The organism is Acinetobacter sp., from assembly GCF_036659555.1.
Taxonomy (GTDB): Bacteria; Pseudomonadota; Gammaproteobacteria; order Pseudomonadales; family Moraxellaceae; genus Acinetobacter.
Map to the genome: position 1 here is coordinate 36,259 of NZ_JAVXCI010000004.1, position 21,631 is coordinate 57,889.

General features: G+C 48.6%; 16 protein-coding genes and 1 pseudogene. 13 read left to right on the forward strand and 4 right to left on the reverse strand.

Features of this window, described 5'->3' with window-relative positions; all coding sequences use genetic code 11:
* Positions 1–5: 5 nt before the first annotated feature.
* The 3 genes from tssK to tssH are packed head-to-tail and all read right to left on the reverse strand — an operon-like array spanning position 6 to position 5,205.
* Entirely contained in the window at positions 6–1,370 is a 1,365-nt protein-coding gene (tssK, locus tag RSA72_RS01210; RefSeq protein ID WP_332621367.1) for a type VI secretion system baseplate subunit TssK, read from the reverse strand.
* 5 nt (positions 1,371–1,375) lie between these two features.
* Positions 1,376–2,509, reverse strand: coding sequence for a type VI secretion system protein TssA (gene tssA / locus RSA72_RS01215; RefSeq protein WP_332621366.1), 1,134 nt, complete (start codon positions 2,507–2,509; stop codon positions 1,376–1,378).
* 17 nt (positions 2,510–2,526) lie between these two features.
* Positions 2,527–5,205 carry a type VI secretion system ATPase TssH gene (tssH, locus tag RSA72_RS01220; protein ID WP_332621365.1) on the reverse strand — a complete coding sequence of 893 codons (2,679 nt, stop codon included), beginning with the start codon at positions 5,203–5,205 and terminating at the stop codon, positions 2,527–2,529.
* 371 nt (positions 5,206–5,576) lie between these two features.
* Between tssH and RSA72_RS01225 the strand changes: the two genes are divergently transcribed.
* The 11 genes from RSA72_RS01225 (at position 5,577) to RSA72_RS01275 (ending at position 19,232) form a co-directional block, all read left to right on the forward strand.
* Positions 5,577–6,278: a hypothetical protein gene (locus tag RSA72_RS01225; RefSeq protein WP_332621364.1), complete on the forward strand. Its 702-nt coding sequence runs from the start codon at positions 5,577–5,579 to the stop codon at positions 6,276–6,278.
* Positions 6,279–6,292: 14 nt separating this feature from the next.
* A complete protein-coding gene (gene tssB, locus RSA72_RS01230) occupies positions 6,293–6,796 on the forward strand; it encodes a type VI secretion system contractile sheath small subunit (RefSeq protein ID WP_332621363.1) in 504 nt (167 codons plus the stop codon).
* Positions 6,789–8,270 carry a type VI secretion system contractile sheath large subunit gene (tssC, locus tag RSA72_RS01235; RefSeq protein WP_332621362.1) on the forward strand — a complete coding sequence of 494 codons (1,482 nt, stop codon included), beginning with the start codon at positions 6,789–6,791 and terminating at the stop codon, positions 8,268–8,270. The genes tssB and tssC overlap by 8 nt, the downstream gene beginning before the upstream one ends.
* A gap of 49 nt (positions 8,271–8,319) precedes the next feature.
* Positions 8,320–8,823 carry an Hcp family type VI secretion system effector gene (locus tag RSA72_RS01240; RefSeq protein WP_332621361.1) on the forward strand — a complete coding sequence of 168 codons (504 nt, stop codon included), beginning with the start codon at positions 8,320–8,322 and terminating at the stop codon, positions 8,821–8,823.
* Between the two features lie 96 nt (positions 8,824–8,919).
* Positions 8,920–9,396, forward strand: coding sequence for a type VI secretion system baseplate subunit TssE (gene tssE / locus RSA72_RS01245; protein ID WP_332621359.1), 477 nt, complete (start codon positions 8,920–8,922; stop codon positions 9,394–9,396).
* A gap of 12 nt (positions 9,397–9,408) precedes the next feature.
* Positions 9,409–11,217, forward strand: a complete 1,809-nt coding sequence (tssF, locus tag RSA72_RS01250) for a type VI secretion system baseplate subunit TssF (RefSeq protein ID WP_332621357.1) — start codon at positions 9,409–9,411, stop codon at positions 11,215–11,217.
* Positions 11,181–12,185, forward strand: a complete 1,005-nt coding sequence (gene tssG, locus RSA72_RS01255; RefSeq protein WP_332621355.1) for a type VI secretion system baseplate subunit TssG — start codon at positions 11,181–11,183, stop codon at positions 12,183–12,185. The genes tssF and tssG overlap by 37 nt, the downstream gene beginning before the upstream one ends.
* Complete coding sequence (locus tag RSA72_RS01260) at positions 12,182–13,567, forward strand: hypothetical protein (protein ID WP_332621354.1); 1,386 nt, start codon at positions 12,182–12,184, stop codon at positions 13,565–13,567. Before tssG ends, RSA72_RS01260 begins: the two co-directional genes overlap by 4 nt.
* A gap of 44 nt (positions 13,568–13,611) precedes the next feature.
* Positions 13,612–17,442, forward strand: a complete 3,831-nt coding sequence (gene tssM, locus RSA72_RS01265; RefSeq protein ID WP_332632652.1) for a type VI secretion system membrane subunit TssM — start codon at positions 13,612–13,614, stop codon at positions 17,440–17,442.
* Positions 17,443–17,485: 43 nt separating this feature from the next.
* On the forward strand, positions 17,486–18,445 hold the full coding sequence (gene tagF, locus RSA72_RS01270; protein WP_332621350.1) for a type VI secretion system-associated protein TagF: 960 nt from the start codon (positions 17,486–17,488) through the stop codon (positions 18,443–18,445).
* A gap of 16 nt (positions 18,446–18,461) precedes the next feature.
* The gene (locus RSA72_RS01275; RefSeq protein WP_332621348.1) at positions 18,462–19,232 is read left to right on the forward strand and encodes an OmpA family protein; all 771 of its coding nucleotides are present in this window, start codon (positions 18,462–18,464) and stop codon (positions 19,230–19,232) included.
* 107 nt (positions 19,233–19,339) lie between these two features.
* Here RSA72_RS01275 and RSA72_RS01280 read toward each other — a convergent pair whose 3' ends face one another.
* Entirely contained in the window at positions 19,340–20,773 is a 1,434-nt protein-coding gene (locus RSA72_RS01280) for an amidase (RefSeq protein ID WP_332621346.1), read from the reverse strand.
* Between the two features lie 315 nt (positions 20,774–21,088).
* Between RSA72_RS01280 and RSA72_RS01285 the strand changes: the two are divergent.
* Both RSA72_RS01285 and RSA72_RS01290 read left to right on the forward strand, forming a co-directional pair.
* Positions 21,089–21,250, forward strand: a pseudogene (locus RSA72_RS01285) (phage/plasmid replication protein, II/X family); the annotation flags it as partial.
* A 13-nt stretch (positions 21,251–21,263) separates the two neighbouring features.
* Positions 21,264–21,631 (forward strand): hypothetical protein (locus RSA72_RS01290; protein WP_443098323.1); only part of this gene is annotated, 368 nt, incomplete at its 3' end.

The following is a 21,631-nucleotide window of genomic DNA, read 5'->3' on the forward strand; positions in this document are numbered from 1 at the left end:
AGGGCTTATCCATTCATCACCGCAATTAATTCAATCGATATGTCCTGAAAGCCGCTGGGTATATAGACACAAATGGTTTCTGAGCTGAGCATGCGCTGATACAGTTCATTGTTCGGCTCAATTTCAAAGTAACTTACGCCTGAGCGGACGGGAATAGCGGTCGGAACCTGAATTAAATGCTGCAGCGGCACGGCGGGTAAGGCCGCCACGACGCGCTGTTCAACATCGACAGTGCTGCCGGCTTTAAAGCGCAGCGGCACATAGGAAATCAGGTCGTGCGCCGGCATAGCGCCGCTGGACACCGCCAAATAAAGCCGTGTATCTCGGCCAATCTTGTCGGATTCCAGACTGCCAGTCCAATACGACGGGCGCGCTTCTTTTAAGGCAATGCTGATGTAGCGGTTTGAAATAATGGTATCCAGCAGGCCGCGCAGAATACAGTCCAGCTGGCTGAAGCTTTGTTCTAAATTGCCGTGCTGATACTGCGGCAGCTGATCCACTTCATAGGCGGTGGAAAATGTCAGCAAAGACCCGGTTAATCGGAGCAATTCAAAAAATAGCCGTTCAGGATGAATATGCGGATACTGCAGCAAATGGTTCAGGGCAGCGTGCGCGGTATTCAGCGCATTGACCAGCCAGAAAGAAACAATATCGCCGGAACGGAATTCAATCAGCTTCTGTTCATTTTCACGGTTATTAGCCTGAATGGCCTTAATTTTCGCCTTAATGACATTTAAGGTGCGCTTCAAACCTGCGGCCAGGGATTCACAGGCCCCGATATGCAAAATTGGCGGAATAAACCTGTCATCTAAAACAAAGCTTCCTGAACTTTGACGCTTGATTCGGCCAGCCGGCAGGTATAAATAGCCGTCGAGCAGATGCTGCGGCTGATGGCTCAATTCAAACAGCTTGAATTCGGCACGGCGCCGCAGCAGGGTAATTTCAGCACGGCCGGCATCGGTAAATAAATCATGCGTTTCGGCCAGATGCGAATGATAGCGGCTGGATTGAGCATCTGCTTCAAAATTCACATTTTTCTTATGTGGCTGCAGAATCGGCAAAGCCAAATAAATCTGCATTTCGCCTTTTAAGTTGAGCGCATCCAGCATCACCGGTTCAGGCAGCAGATCCTGCGCTGGCGCCTGATAGATTTCACCGTCCTGCCAAATCATTTCAACTTTGCTTAATGCCAGCATATTGATGCTGAGCTGCGGCTCATCAAACTGCAGGGCCTGAAAACCGTAAGCGAAAGGAATAGTTGCGCGCACCGTATGGTTCAGGCGCTGTTCGTGATAGGCATCCTGCAGCTGGAAATGCTGCGGGCGCAAAAATAAGCCTTCGCCCCATAGAATTTTTTCTGCTTTAAACATGTATTTTACCAGTCGCTGTTTGTTTCGTTTGTATGTGCCTGTACGCCCAGCAATTCCTGCATGGCTTCCAGAGGCTTTTCATTTTTCATCACTTGAGACAGCCATTCATGCAGCGGCATCCGGCTCCATTTAATGGTTTTTTGCAGCAGATAGCTCACCGGGCTGTGCGGTTCATTGGCTTGAAAATAGTCGGCGATTTCCTGCAGCAGACGCATGGCCTGCTCGCGGTTGGCTAAATGGCTTTGCTGCAGCGGCTGAAAAAGCATCGGGATCGGCTGCTGCGCATGCGGTGCGCTCATTGCCGTTGAATGATCTAGCGCAGCCTCAGCCGGAGTTTCATTTTCGGCCAGTGCGCAGGAAGCGCTTGCGGATGAACTGGCGAACGAATCCGCCTTATATATTTTTTTCAGGGTCAACTGGATCATTTCAATCTGCGAGTCAATGGCAGCAAAGCTTGGCGCATCCAGCCCCATCAAGCAGTCTAAAATATCCTTCAGCCGCTGCCACTGGGTTAAAATATCTAAAAACTGCTGATAGTTCTGATACTGCAGCTGCTTGGATGTATTGAACAGCGCCTGTTCGAATTGCTCATGAGAATGCGCAGCTTCACCGGATTCATCCTCCTGCTCCTGATTCAGCTTGCGTTTTTGGTTTTGCTGATGCAGCAGGCGGTCATAGTCCGCAAGGGTATAGGCCGGCTGGCTGCTGACAACCGGTACACTTTTTAACAGCGCAGGCACTAAGCTGATTAAGCCTTGGATCAGCCCAATGCGCTGATCCAAATCATCCGCTTCAATTTCAGGATGCAGCTGAATCCAGTAATCGCCTAAACTGCGCTGGGTTAATTCAAGGCCTCTGGCAATGCCTTCAAAGCCGTAAAGATGTGTCCATGCTTCCAGCAGCCATGCATACAGGCGTATGTCCTTGGTTTTTTCGGTTAAAAGCTCCACCGACTTGGCATGTACAAAAGGCCAGTCAGCTTGCTTCGGCTCCGCGACCCAGTCGCCCTGATCCAGCAAAGGGTCATCCTGTGCCTTGGCTTTTTTAATCGCATGAAACTCATTGGAAAATGAACAGTCCACACCGCACGGGCTGTCTGCAGCGATTGGCTGCAATAAATGATCGAGTATTAAACTCATAATCTGCCTTTATAAATTTATGCTTCTGTTGGTTTTAATTTTTTTGCTTTGCGCTTTTTAGCAGGATTTTCTTCAGGGTCTACAGCGTAATGAATTTCATCATTCCTTACATCAATCTGAATCAGGCGTGGAATTCTCTGCTCACTCATGGCTGTAAGAATTTCTGTCGCCAGCGCAGGCAGCACCGTTGCATTCAGAATGCTGTCGACATTGCGCGCGCCGCTGTCAACCTCAGTGCACCGGTGCAGCAGCAGTTCAATAAGATCATTGCTGCAGCGGACTTTGGTGCCGTACTGTTTTTGCATTCTGGCGGCAATTTTGCCTAATTTATGCTGGATGATTTGAACCAGCAGTTCATCATGCAGCGGAAAATAAGGCAGGATGCGCATGCGGCCCAGAAAGGCCGGCTTGAACTGCTTGTACAGGCTGGGCTTCAGCTGTTCAAGCAGCTGTTCTGAGCTTGGCCAGTCTTGCACAGGGCAGTTGATGCAGGCCTGCATGATTGCGCTCGAGCCGGCATTCGATGTCAAAAGAATAGTGGTGTTTTTAAAATCAATCAGGCGTCCTTCGCCATCCTCCAGCATGCCTTTATCAAAAACCTGATAAAACAGTTCCTGAACATCACTGTGGGCTTTTTCAATTTCATCCAGCAGCACAACACTGTAGGGATTGCGGCGCACCGCTTCGGTCAGCACGCCGCCTTGGCCATAGCCGACATAGCCTGGAGGCGCACCCTTCAATGCGGAAACGGTATGCGCTTCCTGATATTCAGACATATTGATGGTGATTAAATGCGCTTCGCTGCCATGCAGCTCATGGGCAAGCGCCAGCGCAGTTTCAGTTTTGCCTACGCCGCTTGGCCCAGCCAGCAGGAAAACGCCTTGCGGCTTGTTCGGATCTTCCAGTTTGGCTTTAGCGGTTTTTATGCCTTGCGCCAGCTGGCGTATGGCATAGTTTTGCCCCATAACACGCTGGCTGAGCTTTTCTTCCAGCTGCAGAATCTGCTGTATTTCATCCTTGAGCATTTTTCCGACCGGAATGCCTGTCCAGTCGGAAATAATTTCATTGACCATCCGCGCATTGACCCGTTCAAAGACCAGCGGGGATTGTCCCTGCATATCTGACAGCTGCCGCCTTAACTCGGCAATTTCTGTATGGGTAGAAGGCTTAAGATGATCTTCGGTGTTTTCCTGCTGGAGCATCTGGATGCGCTGAACCAGCTCCAGTTCTCTCCGCCACTGTATTTCTACAATCGCAATATTTCCTTCCAAGTCAGCAATCGCGGTCAGCAGACTTTGCAAACGCTCATGATGAATTGGGATATTTTTGTTTTCATTGGCTAAAATTTCATATTCCAGTTTCAGATTATGCAATTGCGCCATCAGCTGGTCCAGCTTAACCGGGTTCGCGCTTTGCGTCAGCGCGACGCGGGCAGCTGCGGTATCCAGCACGCTGATGGCTTTATCCGGCAGTTGACGCCCAGCAATATAGCGGTGGGAGGCGTGAACTGCGGTTACAGCCGCTTCATCATCAATCTGCAGCTTAAAATGGCTGGCCATGACAGGGATCATGGCGCGGAGCATGTCGATAGCAGTTTCTTCAGTGGGTTCCTCAACTTTAACCACCTGAAAGCGCCGGCTGAGGGCCGCATCCTTTTCAAAATACTGCTTGTATTCAGCCCATGTGGTGGCAGCAATGGTGCGCAGCTCACCGCGGGCTAAAGCGGGCTTTAAAAGGTTAGCTGCATCATTTTGCCCTGCCTGACCGCCAGCGCCAATTAAGGTGTGCGCCTCATCAATAAACAGGATAACCGGCTGGCTGGAAGCCTGAACTTCCTGAATGACCTGTTTTAAGCGGTTTTCAAATTCGCCTTTCACGCTGGCTCCGGCCTGCAGCAGCCCCATGTCCAGCGCATGAAGCTGCACATGCTTAAGCTCATCCGGGACTTGATTCTGCGCAATTTTAAGCGCTAAGCCTTCAACCGCGGCGGTTTTTCCAACACCTGGCTCACCTGTTAAAATCGGGTTGTTTTGCCGGCGCCGCATTAAAATATCGAGCATCAGGCGGATTTCAAATTCACGGCCAATGACCGGGTCAATGCGGCCTTGTTTGGCTTTTTCTGTTAAGTTGACTGTGTATCGATCCAGCGCCGGCGTTTTGGCGGGCTGCGCTTGAACGCTTGCCGGCGCCGGGCTGATCTGCGGTTGATCCTGCCGTTCTTCATTTTCAATACTGTCTTTGCAGGCATCCAGAAATTGATGCTTCATGCTGTCTATTGGAAACAGTTCAAACAGGGCAGAAGCCCGCGCCGCGATTTGGCCTAGGTCATGCGCGGTGAGCATTGCCGTCAAAAGATGCCCGCTGCGGATCACGGGGTTCTGTTCCGCAGATGCCAGCAGCCATGACTGTTCCAGCAGGCGGACGATTGATTTGGCGAAAATTGGCGTTCTCGCATTGCCTTTCGGCAGCTGGGCAATGCTTTCTTTTAAATCGTCAATTAAGCCGCCTTTAGGAACCTTGTAGTTTTCAGCTAAAATCTGCAGGTCATTTTTGCTGTTCTGAGCCAATAACTCCAATAAAAAATGTTCAATTTCAATTTCATAATTCTGCTGAGAAATGCAGGTATTGGCCGATTCCTCTAAAGACACCCGCGCATGCGCAGATAATTTTGTAATTAACATTTTTAAATTATTCATAGATTTCTCAAATTTTTTAGAGCAGGCAATTTATTGAAATTGGCTTTCCGCGCGTTATTCTTGCTCTAGTTTTTAAATTAATTATTTTTAAATCAATGCTTTGTATTGTTTTAGTGTCAAAGCGCTGGATGCATTCTACATTTATTTTAATAAATAGAACAATAAAATTGATATTTTTTGTCATTTTCAGATAAACAAACTGAAATAGTGACAATTATTGCCGGTTATTTGCATTTCATCTATTGACTTATGGTGATTATTTTTTGTTAAATCTGCATCGTAAAAGCTATAAACATAAGAAATGAGAAGAATCACAAATTTAATAAGTGATGAACCTTGATGATAATTACTAGATTTCAGAGAAAAACTGGATGCATATTTTGAAGAAAGGTATTGTTCTGATACCGGTAATTGCCGCTGCATTGATTGCGCAGGCAAACTTTGCCATGGAAAAACCGCTTGAGTTGAAAAAATCATGCATTAAAGACAATCCGCTGGCGGATGGCGACTCAGATCCGGAGCTGATTGGCCTGTACAGTCAAATTTGCGATAAAAAGAATAAGAAAAATAATGAGCTGATGACTGACTTATATATTCAGGCTGCGCAAAAATATCAGGCATTAGGCTATAGTCTGAAAGCGCTTCAGGCGGTGAATCAGCTCCGTAAGCAGAATATCAGCAGGCAGGAATTAACTGATGTTGAATTTCTAGCCGGCATTGCAATTTCGCAGAATGCGCTGAACTATATGCGCACCGTTGAACTGCGCGCTTTGACTGACACGGCGTATGCGCCAGCCAAAAAGTTGGCGGAAACGGTGCGTTTTGCCCAGCCAGCGCCAGACAGTTCTGAGCTTAGAGCCTTGGAAAAAGCCAATAAGCTTAAAGCATCAAAAACCTATGCCTATGCAAAAAACAGCGGCGCGGCGCAAAAAATCAGAAGCGCTGCCGCTGTAAAAACTAGCAGCGTTAAAGCAGCCAAAGCAAGCAAGCCTGCGGCCGGCAAAGCGCCGCCTGCTGTGAAAACCTTCAATGCGCCAAGCTCGTCACCGTTTGACAGTTTAAACAAAAAATAAAAAAGGAACAGAAAATGGCAAAGCGTGAAAGCGTGCAAAAGAAACTGCAGCGCATCCGGCCGCCGCGTGTGCAGCTGACTTATGATGTCGAAGTAGGCGATGCGAAAGAAATCAAAGAGCTGCCATTTGTGGTCGGCGTGCTGGGGGATTTTTCAGCAGCCTCTGAACTGGAAAAAACCAAGCTAAAAGACAAAAAATTCATTAATGTGGATTTGGATAATATAGACGAAGTCATTGAATCCTTAGCCCCGCGCGCAAGCTTTCAGGTAGGCAATGCATTGACGGATGCCGGCGGGACAATCTCCATTGATCTGACCTTTAAAGCAATGGATGATTTCCGCCCTGAAAATGTGGTGCAGCAGGTTGATCCATTGAAAAAGCTGGTTGCGGCGCGCGAACGCCTGACCGACTTGCGCAATAAAATTTCCAATAATGAGCGTCTGGAAGACTTGCTGGATGATGTGCTGCGGAACACTGATCAGGTGTGCAAGCTCAGTGCGGAGGCGGAACATGAATAATTTTAATACTGCGGCTGCCTCCAATGCAGCCATAGAAGAATATTCACTGCTGGACGCTATTGTGGAGCAAAGCCGGATTGCGCGCACCGATGATGAACGTGGCCGCGCAAAAAGCCTGATCGGCGAACTGGCGAAAGAGGTGATGGCCGGCACCATTACGGTCTCGGAAAATATGACCTTGTCGATTGACAAGCGCATTGCTGAAATTGATGCGCTGATTTCACAGCAGCTCAGCGAAATTATGCATCATGCTGAATTTCAGAAAGTTGAATCAGCATGGCGCGGCTTGTACTATTTCTGTCAGGAAACTCCGTCAAATTCCTTAATCAGAATCCGCATGCTGAATACAACTAAAAAGGAACTGATTAAGGATTTCCAAGGCGCAGCGGATTTCGATCAAAGCGCGCTGTTCAAGAAAATATATGAAGAGGAATACGGCTCATTCGGCGGCGCGCCTTACGCCGCTTTAATTGGCGATTTTGAATTTGACCGGACGCCTTCAGACATCTACCTGCTTGAGCAGATTTCCCATGTGGCCGCCGCTGCGCATGCGCCATTTATTTCAGCAGCCAATCCTGAAATGTTCGGATTGGAATCGTTTACCGATATTGACCGCCCGCGCGATGTTTCCAAAATCTTTGAAACCGCTGAGTATGTGCAGTGGCGTTCATTCCGTGACAGTGATGATGCGCGCTATGTTGCATTGACCATGCCGCGCGTGCTGGGACGCTTGCCTTATCATCCGAAAGAAGGAACAGCAACGGAAGGTTTCAACTATGCAGAGGAAGTTTCGGGCGAAAACCACAATGAATATTTATGGATGAATGCTGCTTATGCTTTTGCAACACGCTTGACCAATGCATTTGACATGCATGGCTGGTGCGCTGCAATCCGCGGCGCTGAAGGTGGCGGCCTGGTTGAAGGCCTGCCGGTGCATACCTTTAAAACGAATGATGGCGAAGTGGTATTCAAGTGCCCGACAGAAATTGCCATTACAGACCGTCGTGAAAAGGAACTCAGCGACTTAGGCTTTGTGCCTTTGGTGCATTGCAAAAATACCGATTACGCCGCTTTCTTTGGCGCGCAGTCTGCGCAAAAGCCTAAAAAATATGACAGCGATACGGCGAATGCCAACTCGGCATTGTCCAGCCAGATCCAATACATCATGGCGGTTTCACGCATTGCGCACTATTTAAAAGCCATGATGCGGGACAAGGTGGGAAGCTTTGCCTCTGCAGGCAATGTTGAAGCTTTCCTGAACGGCTGGCTTTCCCAGTATGTCCTGCTGGATGACGGCGCTTCTCAGGAAGCCAAGGCTCAATATCCGCTGCGTGAAGCGTCGGTAAAAGTTGTAGAGAACCCGGCTCAGCCTGGCCGCTACAAGTCTGTGGTCTTTTTAAGGCCGCATTTCCAGCTGGATGAGTTGTCAGTTTCCCTGAGACTTGTTGCTGAGCTTCCTCAGTCCTCAAATTAAATGAGGCGGCAGATAATAACTTTAAATTAAAATTAGGAAAATCATAAAAATGAAAGATATATACGTGCAGTTTCGAGGAAAATACAAAATAGACGGCGAATCGCGCGATACTGAGCACAAGAATTGGCTGGAAGTCAGTTCATGGTCGCACAACATCCGCCAGCCGAAGTCGGCAACTTCTTCAAGCGTCGGCGGCCATACAGCCGAACGCGTTGAGCATTCAGATATGATTTTCATCAAAGATCTGGATGCAACCAGTCCAAAACTTTGGGAAGCCTGTTCTGCTGGCTACACATTTGATGAAGTTCAAATTGACTTCTACCGCGCCAACGGCGACAAGCGCATCAAATACCTGCAAATTAAATTGAAGCATGTGCTGGTTTCAGCCGTCACGCCGAATGTCAATGAAGAGGGCGTGCCGCACGAAAGCTTTGGCCTGAAATATGCTGCTGTTGAATGGACGTATAATCAGCAGGATATCAACGGTACGCAAAAAGGCGCAGTCACCAAGAAATGGTCGCTTTCGAATAACACCGCGTCTTACGCAGCTTAAGCAGAAAATTAAGAAAAAACATTTAAGAAAAAATCATGCAGAGGCCGGAAAGCGCCGGCCTCTATTTAAGCATCTTTAACCATAAAAAATAAAAATATGAATTTAGACCAGCTTTATCCCTATGGCTTCAGAGCAACCCTATTTGACCGCATGCTGCCGGACAGTCCTCATGCGCGGCAGGGCCTGTCTTTGCAGGAATTGCGCGAATCCGTCGCTGCAGACCTGGAAGATATGCTGAACAGCAGAATGGCAAAAATTGGCCAGGCGGTTGAGGACTTTCCTTTGGCCAAGCAGTCAATTTTGCAGTTCGGCATTCTTGATTTTGTCGGCTTATCTACAGCAAACCCAGCCGACCGCGACAAAATCTGCCGGTCAATTGAACAGTCTATCGCTGCGCATGAACCGCGCCTCAAGCAGGTTAAAGTCGAAATGCTGATGGAGGGGCACAATATGGGCGCGCTGTGCTTAAGCATTCAGGCCTATTTGAATATTCACCCTTTATATGAGCCGGTCATTTTTGATGCCTTATTAAAGCCGGCAACCCAACAATATGTTATTTCAACTAGAGCTTAAGCGGGTTTATCTGTGATTGAAGAGCTGCTGCCTTATTATGAAAAGCAACTGCAGGAATTTGGACAGCAATCCCGTGCGTTTGCCCATAAATATCCCAAAATTGCCCAGCGTTTATCCTTAAATCAGGAACAGATTGATGATCCGCATATTGAGCGGCTGATTCAGGCGTTTTCCCTAATCGCAGCGCGGATTGATAAAAAGCTGAATGACAGCTATGAGCTTTTTACCCGCTCCATTTTTGAGGTCATGTTTCCGCAGTATCTGAAGCCTTTTCCTGCCTGTTCGATAGTTTCATTTGACGATATCAACAAAATCAAGCAGCTGACGGATATTCACCGCATTCCGCGCGGCACGGCGCTAAAAGCCAAAAGCATCCGCGGCGTGCAGTGCGAATATTCTACAGCGCAGGAGGTGCAGCTGCTGCCGATTGCCGTCAGGCAGCTGCATTTCAAGGCGCATCCGACAGCGCATATGCATCTAAATCAAAATGCAACCCTGAGCCTGGGCTTTGAGATTTTCAATCAGCAGCACCGGCTGCTGGCTGCTGAACAGCTGCCGATTTATCTGGATGCAATTTCGAATTTTCCGCTGCAGGTGCTGGACAGCATTTTCAGGGATTCAACCCGCTTTTCCATAAAATCTGGCCAGCAGAGTTTTGATATTGCCAATCCTTTTGAATTGGCAGGCTTTGATGAGCAGGAAAGCCTGCTGCCGGTGGATCAGCATACGCATCAGGCTTACCGCCTGCTGATGGAATATTTCTGCTTTCCTGAGAAATTCAACTTTTTAAAACTGAATTTGAATTTTATCAATAATTTAAACCCAGCGCAGAGCGAATTTGAACTGCAAATGCATTTTAAGCTGAATTTGAATGATCCGGCTGCGGTACGCAATTATTCAGAGCTGAATGCGGCTAACTTCAAGCTGTTTGCTGCGCCAATTGTCAATTTATTCAAGAAGCAGGCGGAACCGCAGAAAATCAGCCATAAGCGTCTTGAATACCCGCTGCTGACCGACGCGCATCATCCTGAATATTATCAGGCCTATTCAATTTTAAGCATGAATATGGTGCGGGAAAAAAGCAGCCGGGATCAGGCGCTGCATCCAGTTTTGCCGTTTTTCGCCATGAGCCACTATCATGATGATCAGATTAAGTTTTTTTACTGCCTGAATCCTTCTCAGCTGAAAAATAAAGCGCAGGAGCTCAGCTATTCGGTGATTTCCAGGCATTTGGAACCGCACAGCACCCAGTCCGATTTTATCAGCATTGAACTGCTGTGCTCAAACCGCGAATTGCCTTATGAAAGCTACAATAAAGAGCAAAATGCCCTGAGCTTAAATGACAGCAGCCTTGCGCGGCGCGCGCTGCTGCTGAAGCGCCCCAGCATTCCCTATTATTTTGAACAGAATAAAAAAGAACAGTGGCGCATTATTTCCCATTTGTCATTGAACAATATGTCCTTAATGAAAGGCGAGGCTGTTTCGCATATTAAGGAGCTGCTGGAACTGTATAACTTGCCTAAATCTAAAGAAAATCAAATTATTATCAATTCAATTCAGTCAATTGAGTTTGCATTGACGCAAAAGCTGGTGGACAGCAGGCCTTATCCGCTGTTTGCCCGCGGCCTTAAAGTCCGGCTCGGCATGAATGCGGAAGTCTTCCGCGGCCACAGCCTGTATATTTTCTGCCAGCTGCTGACCTGGATTTTCAATTTGAAAGTTCAAATGAACAGTTATGTGGATGTGGATGTATACGATATTCAAACTCAGCAGGAGCTATACCAATGCGTGCAGAACGTTGGTGGCAAGAAACTTCTGTAATTGCCGGCCTGCTGGAAAAGCCGTCATCGTATGAGTTTGTTCAGGCGGCGCGGCTGCTGCGGCATATGCCTTATCTCAACAAGGAACAGCAGCGGCACTGGTCTGCAGACTTTCAGTTCAGCAGCTCGCTGAATCTGAACTTTCCGCTGAGTGAAATTGAAGCGCTGCGCATTGAAGATGGGCAAGCGCACTGCACCAATTTAGTGGTTGGCCTAACGGGCATGCAGGGCGCATTGCCGTACAGCTATACCAATAAAATTAAACTGAGCGGCCGGCAGCTGCGCGCCGAAACCCAGCAGTTCCTGAACTTGTTCAACCATAAGCTGACGGCGCAGTATGTGGATGCCAGCATGAACTACCATTTGCCTTTGCGCTATGAGATAGACAATGAAAACAGCTATCTGAATATTATTCATGCCTTGAACGGCTATATTCAAAGCCAGCATGCTCAGCCGGAGCTGGATGATTATTTTGCTGAATTTTCCGGCCTTATGCAGGGCCAGACTAATACTGCCTATGCGCTGAAAACCATGCTGGACTGCATTTTTAAAGCAGGCTTTGAAATTCGCGAGTTTATCCCTGAAAAATTCACCCTGGAAAAAGAGCAGCAGGCTTCATTAGGCGGCGCGCAGCCGGGCTGTCTGGGCCTGAATGCTTTTTGCGGTGAAACTGTCCGCCAGATTGATGAAAAAATTGAAATCGTGATTGGCCCATTGAACCGTCAGGACTATTTAAGCTTTTTGCCGAAGCGCGAGAAGAGCGAAAAGCTCAAGAAGCTGATCAGAACGTGGTGCAGCCCCGCTTTAATGGTCGATATCCGCCTAATTTTAAAAAAACAAGAAATCGCGCCAATACGCTTGAGTGCAGATGCCGGGATTGGCTTAGCGCAGGGCGCATTTCTGCAGCCGAAGTCAGCTGCCGATAATGCTGAAACCTGTTATGCCTTAATAGGGGAAAAGATGGAATGATTAAAAAAATAGCGGGACTGTTTACGGCGCTGGCGGTTCTGGTCAGCGCCTGCGTCATTCTGTACTGGCGTGATACCGCCTATGATCCAAGCGGCATGGACTTAATAAGCTATTTGCTGCTGCTTCCGCTGGCCATCACCGCCATTCTGCTGTCACCATATTTTATGCATAAAGGAATGCAGCAGTACAAAAAGCAGAAGGAAGCGCAGGAAAGCCTGAAGCCTAAGCCGGCGCACAGCATGCAGTTTGAATTGAATATCTATTCCGCAGCAGCGTGGCACAGTTTCGGCGAAAATGAAGCGATTCTTGAGCAAAGCTGGCAGTTTAAAAGCCCAGAGCTGGACCCTGACCTATGCAATGCCTACGGCTTGCCGGTTTTATCCTTCCGCATTCAGGCATTGGATGAACTGGCGCAGCTGGACGGCGATGATGCGGAGGCTGCCCGCAGCACCATGCGCGAAAAACGGATTCTGCAGCTGCTGCGGCATCAAATTGAACAGCATGCAGAAACTTTGTGGCATGTTTCCGGCCATTTGCAGCGCTCCGCACTGTATTACGACAGTGAACTGGCCCGGCAGTACCGCATGCATCCCGCCTGGACTGACCCGGATCATGCCGAAGATGAATCTGGAAACCGCCTAAATAGCGCGCCGGAACCGGTCGCCAAGCTGAACCGGCTGAGCATTCATATTCTGCTGCCTGAAAACTTAGTCCATCACTGCACTGAAGCGTCGCAGGAACAGATGCTGCGGATGTTTGCTGATGAATATTCCATCCTGCCGGCGCAGATTAAGATTGAGCATCACTTTATCCGTCAGGAAGAAGCCTATTCAGCATGGCTGAAACTGCTGGAGCAGATTGCGCAGCGGGAGCATGAATGCAGCCTGATCATCAATGCGGATTCTGAAATTGATCAGGAATGGCTTGATGAACAGCTTTGGCAGACTGAGCAGTATATTGCGTCTGAATTTGCCGCCAGCTGGTGCGCGGCCAGCAGCAAAACCTCAATTTGCGGTTTAGCGCCGCGGAAAACCCTGAAAACCACCCTGAATGAACCGCAGGCAGCGCAATTCCTGCAGCAGAATCAGCTGAATGAATTGGCGCAGCTTGAGCAGGATCAGCCCTTTATCCTGATGCTGGATGATGCTGCCGATATGAGAAGCGCAAAAAAACTGCAGCGGCAGTTTGCCGGAACGGCGGTAGAAATGCACCATTTTTTATATATCCGGCAAATTTTCGGAGATACGCAGCGCGCTGCAAAGATTTTTGCCTTCATGCTCGGCATGCATTTTCCGGAAGAGCTGACCGGCATGGTTTACAGCGCCGATATGGATTCGGCTTATGCTTATTTTGAAGCCTGTCCGGATGAAGAATATTTATAAAAAACTGATTAATTCACCGCAATAAAACACGATAAGAGAAAACAGTGAACGCATTATTTTATACGCTGCTCGGCTATATCTGGCAGTATGTGACCAATCCCAAAGCCATCATGGCCTTATCATTTTTTGTCGCGCTGGCCGCGGTGCGCAATGCTGTGCCAAATAAAGTTTTTTGGATGATGGCTGCAGTTTATGTTCTCTGCTTAATTATTTGGGGGGTGTATGAACTTATTCAGCATTACCGCCATGGCAAGCAGGGCGAAGCCTTGGCTGAGGCGATTTCCAAAGACACCGAAGCTGAATACGGCAAGCAGAAAAATAAAGAAGAGCTGCAGCTGATCAATCAGCAAATGAAAGACTCCATTCAGCTGATCCGCAAATCCAAACTGGGTGATAAAAAGGGCACGGCAGCCTTATATGAACTGCCGTGGTACATGGTGATCGGCAATCCTGCGGCCGGGAAAAGTTCAGCCATTTACAACTCAGGCTTGCGCTTTCCCTTTGAAGAAAGCCATCAGAAAATGATGTCGGCGGGCTTAAGCGGAACACGCAGCTGCGACTGGTTTTTTTCTACGGAAGGCGTGCTGCTGGATACCGCGGGCCGCTATTCCGCCTATGCGGAAGACCACGCTGAATGGCTGGGCTTGCTGAATATTCTAAAGAAAAACCGCTCTAAAGCGCCGATTAACGGACTGATTGTGATTGTCAGCGCAGCGGAGCTGGTGAGCCAAAGCCCTGAAAAATCAATTAAGTTAGCGAAAAATTTGCGGGCGCGCATTCAGGACCTGACCGAGCGCCTGGAAATTTTTGCGCCGGTCTATCTGGTTTTTTCTAAGATGGATTTGATCGCAGGATTTACCGAATTTTTTGAATGCTACGACAGTGATGAATTTGATCAGGTTTGGGGCGCGACCCTGCCGTATGATCCCAAATTGCAGCAAAATTCAGTAGAGCTGTTTGAAAAACATTACGGCGTTTTGTATGACGGCTTGAAAAGCGTCAGCACCGCGCATCTCAGCCGCCGCCATGCCCAGAATATATCTCCCAGCGTAATGACGTTCCCGCTGGAATTTAAAAGCCTAAAGCCGGTATTGAAAACTTTCATCGGCACGCTTTTTCAGGACAATCCCTATCAATTCAAGCCGGTGTTCCGCGGCTTTTACTTTACCAGCGCGCTGCAGGAAGGCCTGATTGAAAGCCCAATGACGGAGCAGATTGCCGAAGATTTTCATTTGATTAAGGGCGCTGACAGCGGATTCGGCATTCCGGCCAATTCAATTTCACAGGATCACGGCTATTTCCTGAAAGGCTTATTTTCCAGCGTGATTTTAAAAGACAAAAACCTGGTGAAGCAGCATATTAACCCTGCGCGCAAGCGCCAGCGTTTCCTGCTGTTTATTGGCGCATTAATTGCCGTGGCGGTTATTTTGAGCCTCTGGGTTTGGTCATACCGCAATAATCAGCAGCTGATTGCCGAAGTGCAGGCAGATTTAGATAAAGTTGTGCAAATGGAAAGCCGTTCGGGCAATGAATTGTCTACGCAGCTGGATGCTTTGCTGATTCTGCAGGGGCATCTGCAGCAGCTGGATCATTTTGATCAGGAGCGCCCATTGAAATACAGTTTCGGCCTGTACCACGGCAATGAAATCCGTGAGAAGCTGAAAACCGAGTACTTAAAGGGCATTCAGCAAATTGTCCTGCAGCCGGCGCAGCAGAATATGGCGCAGTTCCTGCAGCGGGTAAAAAGCAGCGAAGCCGCGCTGAAAGCGAATCACAGCAATATCAAGCTGAATCAGGCGGCGCGTTCCAATCAGCCGTATTCAGAGCCTGCGGAAACTGATCCGCAGGATGCCTACAATGCCTTAAAAGCCTATTTGATGCTGGGCAATCCGCAATACCGGGACGCCGGTCATTTGAGTGATCAGGTCACCCGTTTCTGGCGTTCATGGCTGGACTTGAACCGCGGGCAAATGCCGCGCAGTGAAATGATTCAAAAGGCCGAGCAGGTTTTATCCTATGCCATGATGTTGGCCAATGATCCGAAATTTCCGCGCATGGAATCGGACGCGAATCTGGTCGATCAGACCCGTCAAATTCTGATGGCGGTCAGCACAGGAATTCCTGCGCGCGACCGCGTCTACAATGAAATTAAAATGCGCGCATCGGTGCGCTTTCCGGCGGTCACCATTAAGCAGATTGCAGGCGAATCCGGCCAGAACAGCATGCTGGGCAGCTATGCCTTGCCGGGGATTTTCACCTATCAGGCATGGAATGACTATGTCAAAGGTGCCATTGAGCAGGCCGCTGCCAGTCCAACGGACAGCAAGGATTGGGTGCTGAATATGGCCCAGTCAGATGATTTGACTTTCAGCGGCAGTCCGGAGCAAATCCGCAGGCAGCTGACAGCGCTGTATAAGCAGGAATATATTGCGGAATGGCGCAAATTCTTAAATGGCGTGCACTATGCAAAAGCCCCGGATTTCCAGCAGCAGGTGAAGCATATGGACATTTTAGGCGAGCCTGAAAACTCGCCGATACGTGCCGTATTCAGCCGCGCAGCCAAAGAAACCAGTTGGGATAATCCTGCCGTTCAGGCAGAACTGGCTGCGCCGGAAAAAGGCTTTGTGGCATGGTTTAAGCGCAAATTCTTAAACAGCGGTGAGGCCAAGCTTGCGCAGCAGAATATGCCTGCTGCAGCTCAGGGCGTAATTTCCAAAGAGTTCCAGCTATTTTATCAAATCGTGCGCAAGCGCGATGACCAGCAGAATAAGTCCCTGCTGGATGAATATATGCTGTCTTTAGGCCAAGTCAGAAGCAAGTTCAATGACTTGCGCAGCGCAGGGGATATTGGCCCGGCCAGCATGGCATTAGCCAAGCAGACCATTAATGATCAGAACTCAGTATTCAATGCTGCGCAGAAATTTGTCGATGAAAAAATGTCGGTTGGCTTAAATGAGGCCGATCGGCAGCTGCTGCAGAAACTGCTGACTGCTCCGCTGACGCAGTCATTTGAAACCGTGCTGACGCCGGCGCAGGATGAAATCAATAAGCTGTGGACAATGCAGGCCTATCAGCCATTTACCGTAAATTTAGCCAATAAGTATCCGTTCAATTCAAGCGCCGCGGTGCAGGCGACCAGCAATGAAATCAATCAGATCTTCGGCGAAAGCGGTAGCATTGCGCGCTTTGTGAAAGAGTATTTAGATCCGCTGGTCATCCGGCGCGGCTATACCTTAACTTCAAAAACTTGGCAGGACTTGGGCATCGGCATAAATCCGCAATTTGCCGCCAATTTCCAGAGCTACGTTGCGCCAAGCAACGGCATGGCTACAGGCGAGCTGAACCAGCCGGCTGCAGCAGCGCCGGCTAATCAGTCCAATTTCCAGTTCTATCCTCTGGAAAATCCGCAGCTGCTGTCCTATACCATTGATATTGATGGCCAGCGTATGGTCTTTGAAAATGGCGTGCAGCAGTGGGTTAATTTTGTCTGGCCCAATAAAGGCGCAATTCCGGGCGCGCGCATTACGGCCATTGATTTGGAAGGCAAAACGCATACGGTGCTGGATGAGCCGGGCGAATACGGCATCAACCGGCTGATAGAAGGCGCGCAGCGCACGCAGCAAGGCAATGCCTTTGAAATGCTCTGGCGCAGCCGGCAGGATGCCAAGGTGTTTGTCAAAGTAAACTTCCGCTTAGTCAGCGGAAATGCCAGCGGAAGCATTGGCGCAAATCCGGGCTATAAAGGCATGGCCTTAGCGGAGCAGGCAGTAATGAATAAAGCGGTGCGCATTGTGGCTGCGCAGGCCATGACTGAAAGCCAGCAGCGGGTGCAAGCCGCGGCCGCGCCGGCAGGTACAGGGGGCGCCGCGCTATGACAGTGAGCCTGATCAGCTGCAGGGCCATACAGGAGGAGCCTGCATGTATGAAGTAAAAACGACACCGCTGTATTACGGCAAATGTCCAGCGCGCGGGGACTTTTTAAAAACCAGCGGCCAGTATGCATTAATTCAGCTGATTGATCAGTGGGTTACAGAGGCTTTGGAGCTGGCGATGCAGTCGACCCATTTTCAAGAGGCTTATGCGCAGTTGCCCTCGCTGGACTTTTTTATTGCCAGCCCGCAGGATAAGCGCTTTCTGGCGGCGAACTTAATCAGCAGTGAAGACAGTTCGCGCCGGCAGTTCCCCATGGTGCTGTGCCATTTGCTGGAGCTGGATGATCCTTTTGACAATATCCTGCATGCGCCATACCGCTACAAGCAAACCCTGATTGACCTGTATCAGCGCAACCGGGTTCTGCGTTCAATCCGCGATCCGGAAATTCTGCTGGATAAGCTCAGCAAGCTGTCCGATGAAATTCAGATTTTTGGCCCGGAAGAAACAGCCTCATTTTATGAACATCATACGGTGCATTCTTTTGCAAAGCTGCTGAACTTTAGCCCATATCAGCTGGCGCAAAGCATGATTGGCCTGGGCCTGCTGCTGCAGCCGGTCATTCAGCAGGGCACATCACGCCTGCATAAAGTGCTGATACTGCCTATCCATAATATTAGCTACTGCTATGAAATTGCTGCATTTTGGGTCAATTTAATCAGCCGTTTCGTTGAGCATCAAAATGCGGAACTGCTGATCGGCATTCTGCACAGCAATGCGCCTGTGCTGCTGTTTGGCTTTCAGGGCGCGGACATTACCGCGCTGAGCAGTATATTTACCCAAGATATGCAGAGCGGGCATTGGGTGTCCTTAATTGACGCCAGCTGGATTGATGCATACCTGGAACAGAATGCCGGATTGGCCGCTTTGGAGCAGTCCTTGAATGAACGCCAGATCAGCCTGATGCAGGCTGTGAAGCTGTTCCGGCAAACATTTATAGAAAAATAGCGATAGAAGAATAACGATGAATAAGCGAATTAAGCAGCATTATCCGCAAGCCCTCGCAGCGCTTTTAAGCTTCTGCCTCAGCAGCGCGCTGCTGGCGCAAGAGCCGGTAGTTATTGAAGGCGCTGTGCCGAATGAAGCCGCCAAGCAGGAAATTTTAGGCAAACTGTATGCCGCCTATGGACAGGCGAATGTCGTCGATAAGATTCAGGTGCGTGCGGTGACAGCGCCGAACGGCTGGAGCAGCGCGGTCAGTAATCTCATTACTGAAGACTTGAAGAAGGTCAGGCAGGGCAGGCTTTCTGTGCGGGGCGCGCAAGTGGATTTAATAGGCAAAGTAGCGCAGCAGCAGGACATACAGCCAACTTCGGCAAGAATGCAAAGCCTGCTGCCGGCGCCATACCGCTTCAGCGCGCAATTATCAGTCAATGCGGCGGAGCAGCAGATTATTGATGCGGCATTAAAAAACCGGATTATTGAATTTGAATCCGGCAGCGCGGTTTTGGCGCCTTCGGGCATTCAAATTTTGGATGAGATGGCTGCAGCGCTCAACAAAGTGGCTGGAAAAAAAGTGAAGATTTCCGGGCATACCGACAGTTCCGGTGATGCTGATAGAAATCTGGCCTTAAGCCAAGCACGCGCGGCGGCTGTTAAAAATTATTTAATTTCTAAAGCGATTCCAGCAGGGAACCTGAGTACGGAAGGCTTTGGCTCAGGCCAGCCTGTTGCAGACAATGCAACAGCTGAAGGGCGCAGGAAAAACCGGCGCATAGAATTTGAGGTGCTGTAGGCGGGTTTACTTTGTCCATAAAACAGAGAAGCCGCTTTTCAGGCAGCTTCTCCTGCTTTTGCAGCATAAGGGAATCTTCAGATTGCGCATTCGCCATGAAACGGCGGTTAAGGCTGTTGATCCAAATCTTGTATCCTGCGCCACGGCTGCGCTTCTTCAATCGCATAAGCCAATTCAATTAATGTTTTTTCATCGCCGAGATTGGCAGAAATCTGCATACTGATAGGCAGCCCATCCACTTTTGTTTCACCCATTGGAATGGACATCGCCGGTGCGCCGGCGACATTCTGAATCGGTGTAAACGTGACATAGTTTTGAATACGCTCAAAAAGCTCATCAAAAGGCAGCTGCGGTGATAAATAGCCGATTTTAGGTGTGGTATGCGCAAGCACCGGCGAAAGCAGAACATCAAAATGATCGAACATACGCATATAGTCCTGCTGAATTTTTTTCAGGCGGAATAGAAAAGCAGGGGTTTTATAAAAATTTTTCTTATAAAGTCCCGCTAAGCCTAAGGTCAGATTGTCCAGTTCCTGCGCGTTGAAGCTGGGCCCAAAGGCCTGTTTGCCCAGATTCTGCAGCATAAAGGCCAGAAAGCCCCAGTATTGGCTGAAATCATTCACAAAACTCGATGCAATCGGCAGCTTGAACTCGCTGACATGATGGCCTAGATTTTCTAAAAGCTGCGCTGTCTGGTACAGCGTTGCCGTTGTTTCTTGATCCACCTGACCGGTAATGGACTGCGGGACTAAGCCGATGCGCAGCTTGCGCCCGGACGCATGTTCAATCAGTCCGATAGCAGGCAATTTCGGATTTTGAAAGCTTCGTTCCATGCCTGCAAAGAAATGCGCTGTATCCCGGACGCTGCGTGTAACAACGCCCTCAGAAATAATATTGATGGGTAAGGATTTTGATGCATCGCTGCCGAATGTGCGGCCGCGTGTCGGCTTAAGGCCAATCAAGCCGCAGCAGGCCGCGGGTATCCGTATTGAACCGCCACCGTCATTTGCATGCGCAATCGGGATAACGCCGGCAGCGACCAGCGCCGCCGAACCGCCGGACGACGCGCCGCAGGAATATTCTGTATGCCAGGGATTCAGTGTGGCGGTACCGTCTTTGAATTCTGTGCTGGCGTTTAAGCCGAATTCAGGCAGCGTGCTTTTGCCTAGAACCACAAAACCTTGATCCAGCAGCTGCCGGCTCAATTTTGGATTATTTGCCGCATTGCCGGGACGGACCGCTTTTGAGCCATGATGTGAGGGCAGGCCGGCATAATCGGTATTGTCCTTAAAGAAAAACGGAACCCCTGAAAACTGGCGGTTGATGCTGAATTTAGGATAATTCAGCGCTTGCTCAAAATAGTCGGTTTCTATGGCATTAATATGCGGATTGATTCTTTTAGCGCGGTCTACGGCTGCCTGAGTCACTTCCTGGACGGAAACTTCTCTGTTTTGAATGAGCTGCGCAATTTTGACTGCATCATAATCTGCCAATGCATCATTTGTAAAAGCATGTATGCACTTTAATTTATGTTCATTCATATTATTTCCTTTGATTTTTAAGGATTTTTATTTAAGTGTGGCTATTACGGGAAGGGCTGGCTTATCGGCTGGATAAAGCTTAGCTTATTTTTGACAATAATAGTTGTCAATTATTATTTCGCTTTTTACATAGCGGAAATAAAATGCTTTGATAGAGTGGGGTTCTATCATTATTTTTTAGATAAAACAAATAGATACACTGGAATAGCAGGCATTGAAATTCTTAACTCAGGTACCGGAAGAAAAATAAGCTCATTGAAACTTTACAGCGAAGCTTAATTTTATAAATGCCTAAATTCGCTTTTAGATTACGATATCAGCAAATCACATCTTCAAAACCTGCATAAGAATCCAAATGGCAAAGTCATTCCGTTTGTGCGTTTGCTAGAACTCAAGATGTGCGATCAGCAGCCGGCTGACTACCAAATTCCAGTTTCACAATACAGCCCGAAACCGGGCTTACATTTAGTTGCCTGAGGAGGCTTTTACCATGCAAGTTCAATTTAATACACGCACCATTTTGTCATCTGTATACCGTACTGAAAAAGACGGTAAGTCAAAGGCTTATTTATCGGCTACGGTGTTTTCACCGCAGAAGTACAACTTAACGCCAACGGCTGGAGTTATGCCGGTTGAACAAATCCAATCCGTATTAGAAGAATGCGCTGACAACACCCAAGAAGTCGAAATTCAGTTTGTAGAGCAGCAAACCAAGTTTGGCGCCCAAATGCAGATTTTCAGCGTTAAGCCTTTTTCCCAAGAAAAACACTTAATAATCGAAGGCTTAAAATACGAATGTTATTCCCAAATAGAAATGTCCTATATGGATATTTCCAAGTCAAGCACAGGATTCAGATT

What these genes read in the sequence shown, in the direction of transcription:
- tssH (WP_332621365.1), bottom strand. Translation starts at nt 5,205, where the DNA reads ATGAATAATTTAAAAATGTTAATTACAAAATTATCTGCGCATGCGCGG.
- tagF (WP_332621350.1), top strand. Translation starts at nt 17,486, where the DNA reads ATGTATGAAGTAAAAACGACACCGCTGTATTACGGCAAATGTCCAGCG.
- tssC (WP_332621362.1), top strand. Translation starts at nt 6,789, where the DNA reads ATGAATAATTTTAATACTGCGGCTGCCTCCAATGCAGCCATAGAAGAA.
- RSA72_RS01260 (WP_332621354.1), top strand. Translation starts at nt 12,182, where the DNA reads ATGATTAAAAAAATAGCGGGACTGTTTACGGCGCTGGCGGTTCTGGTC.
- tssE (WP_332621359.1), top strand. Translation starts at nt 8,920, where the DNA reads ATGAATTTAGACCAGCTTTATCCCTATGGCTTCAGAGCAACCCTATTT.
- RSA72_RS01275 (WP_332621348.1), top strand. Translation starts at nt 18,462, where the DNA reads ATGAATAAGCGAATTAAGCAGCATTATCCGCAAGCCCTCGCAGCGCTT.
- tssB (WP_332621363.1), top strand. Translation starts at nt 6,293, where the DNA reads ATGGCAAAGCGTGAAAGCGTGCAAAAGAAACTGCAGCGCATCCGGCCG.
- tssK (WP_332621367.1), bottom strand. Translation starts at nt 1,370, where the DNA reads ATGTTTAAAGCAGAAAAAATTCTATGGGGCGAAGGCTTATTTTTGCGC.
- RSA72_RS01280 (WP_332621346.1), bottom strand. Translation starts at nt 20,773, where the DNA reads ATGAATGAACATAAATTAAAGTGCATACATGCTTTTACAAATGATGCA.
- RSA72_RS01240 (WP_332621361.1), top strand. Translation starts at nt 8,320, where the DNA reads ATGAAAGATATATACGTGCAGTTTCGAGGAAAATACAAAATAGACGGC.
- RSA72_RS01225 (WP_332621364.1), top strand. Translation starts at nt 5,577, where the DNA reads ATGCATATTTTGAAGAAAGGTATTGTTCTGATACCGGTAATTGCCGCT.
- tssG (WP_332621355.1), top strand. Translation starts at nt 11,181, where the DNA reads ATGCGTGCAGAACGTTGGTGGCAAGAAACTTCTGTAATTGCCGGCCTG.
- tssA (WP_332621366.1), bottom strand. Translation starts at nt 2,509, where the DNA reads ATGAGTTTAATACTCGATCATTTATTGCAGCCAATCGCTGCAGACAGC.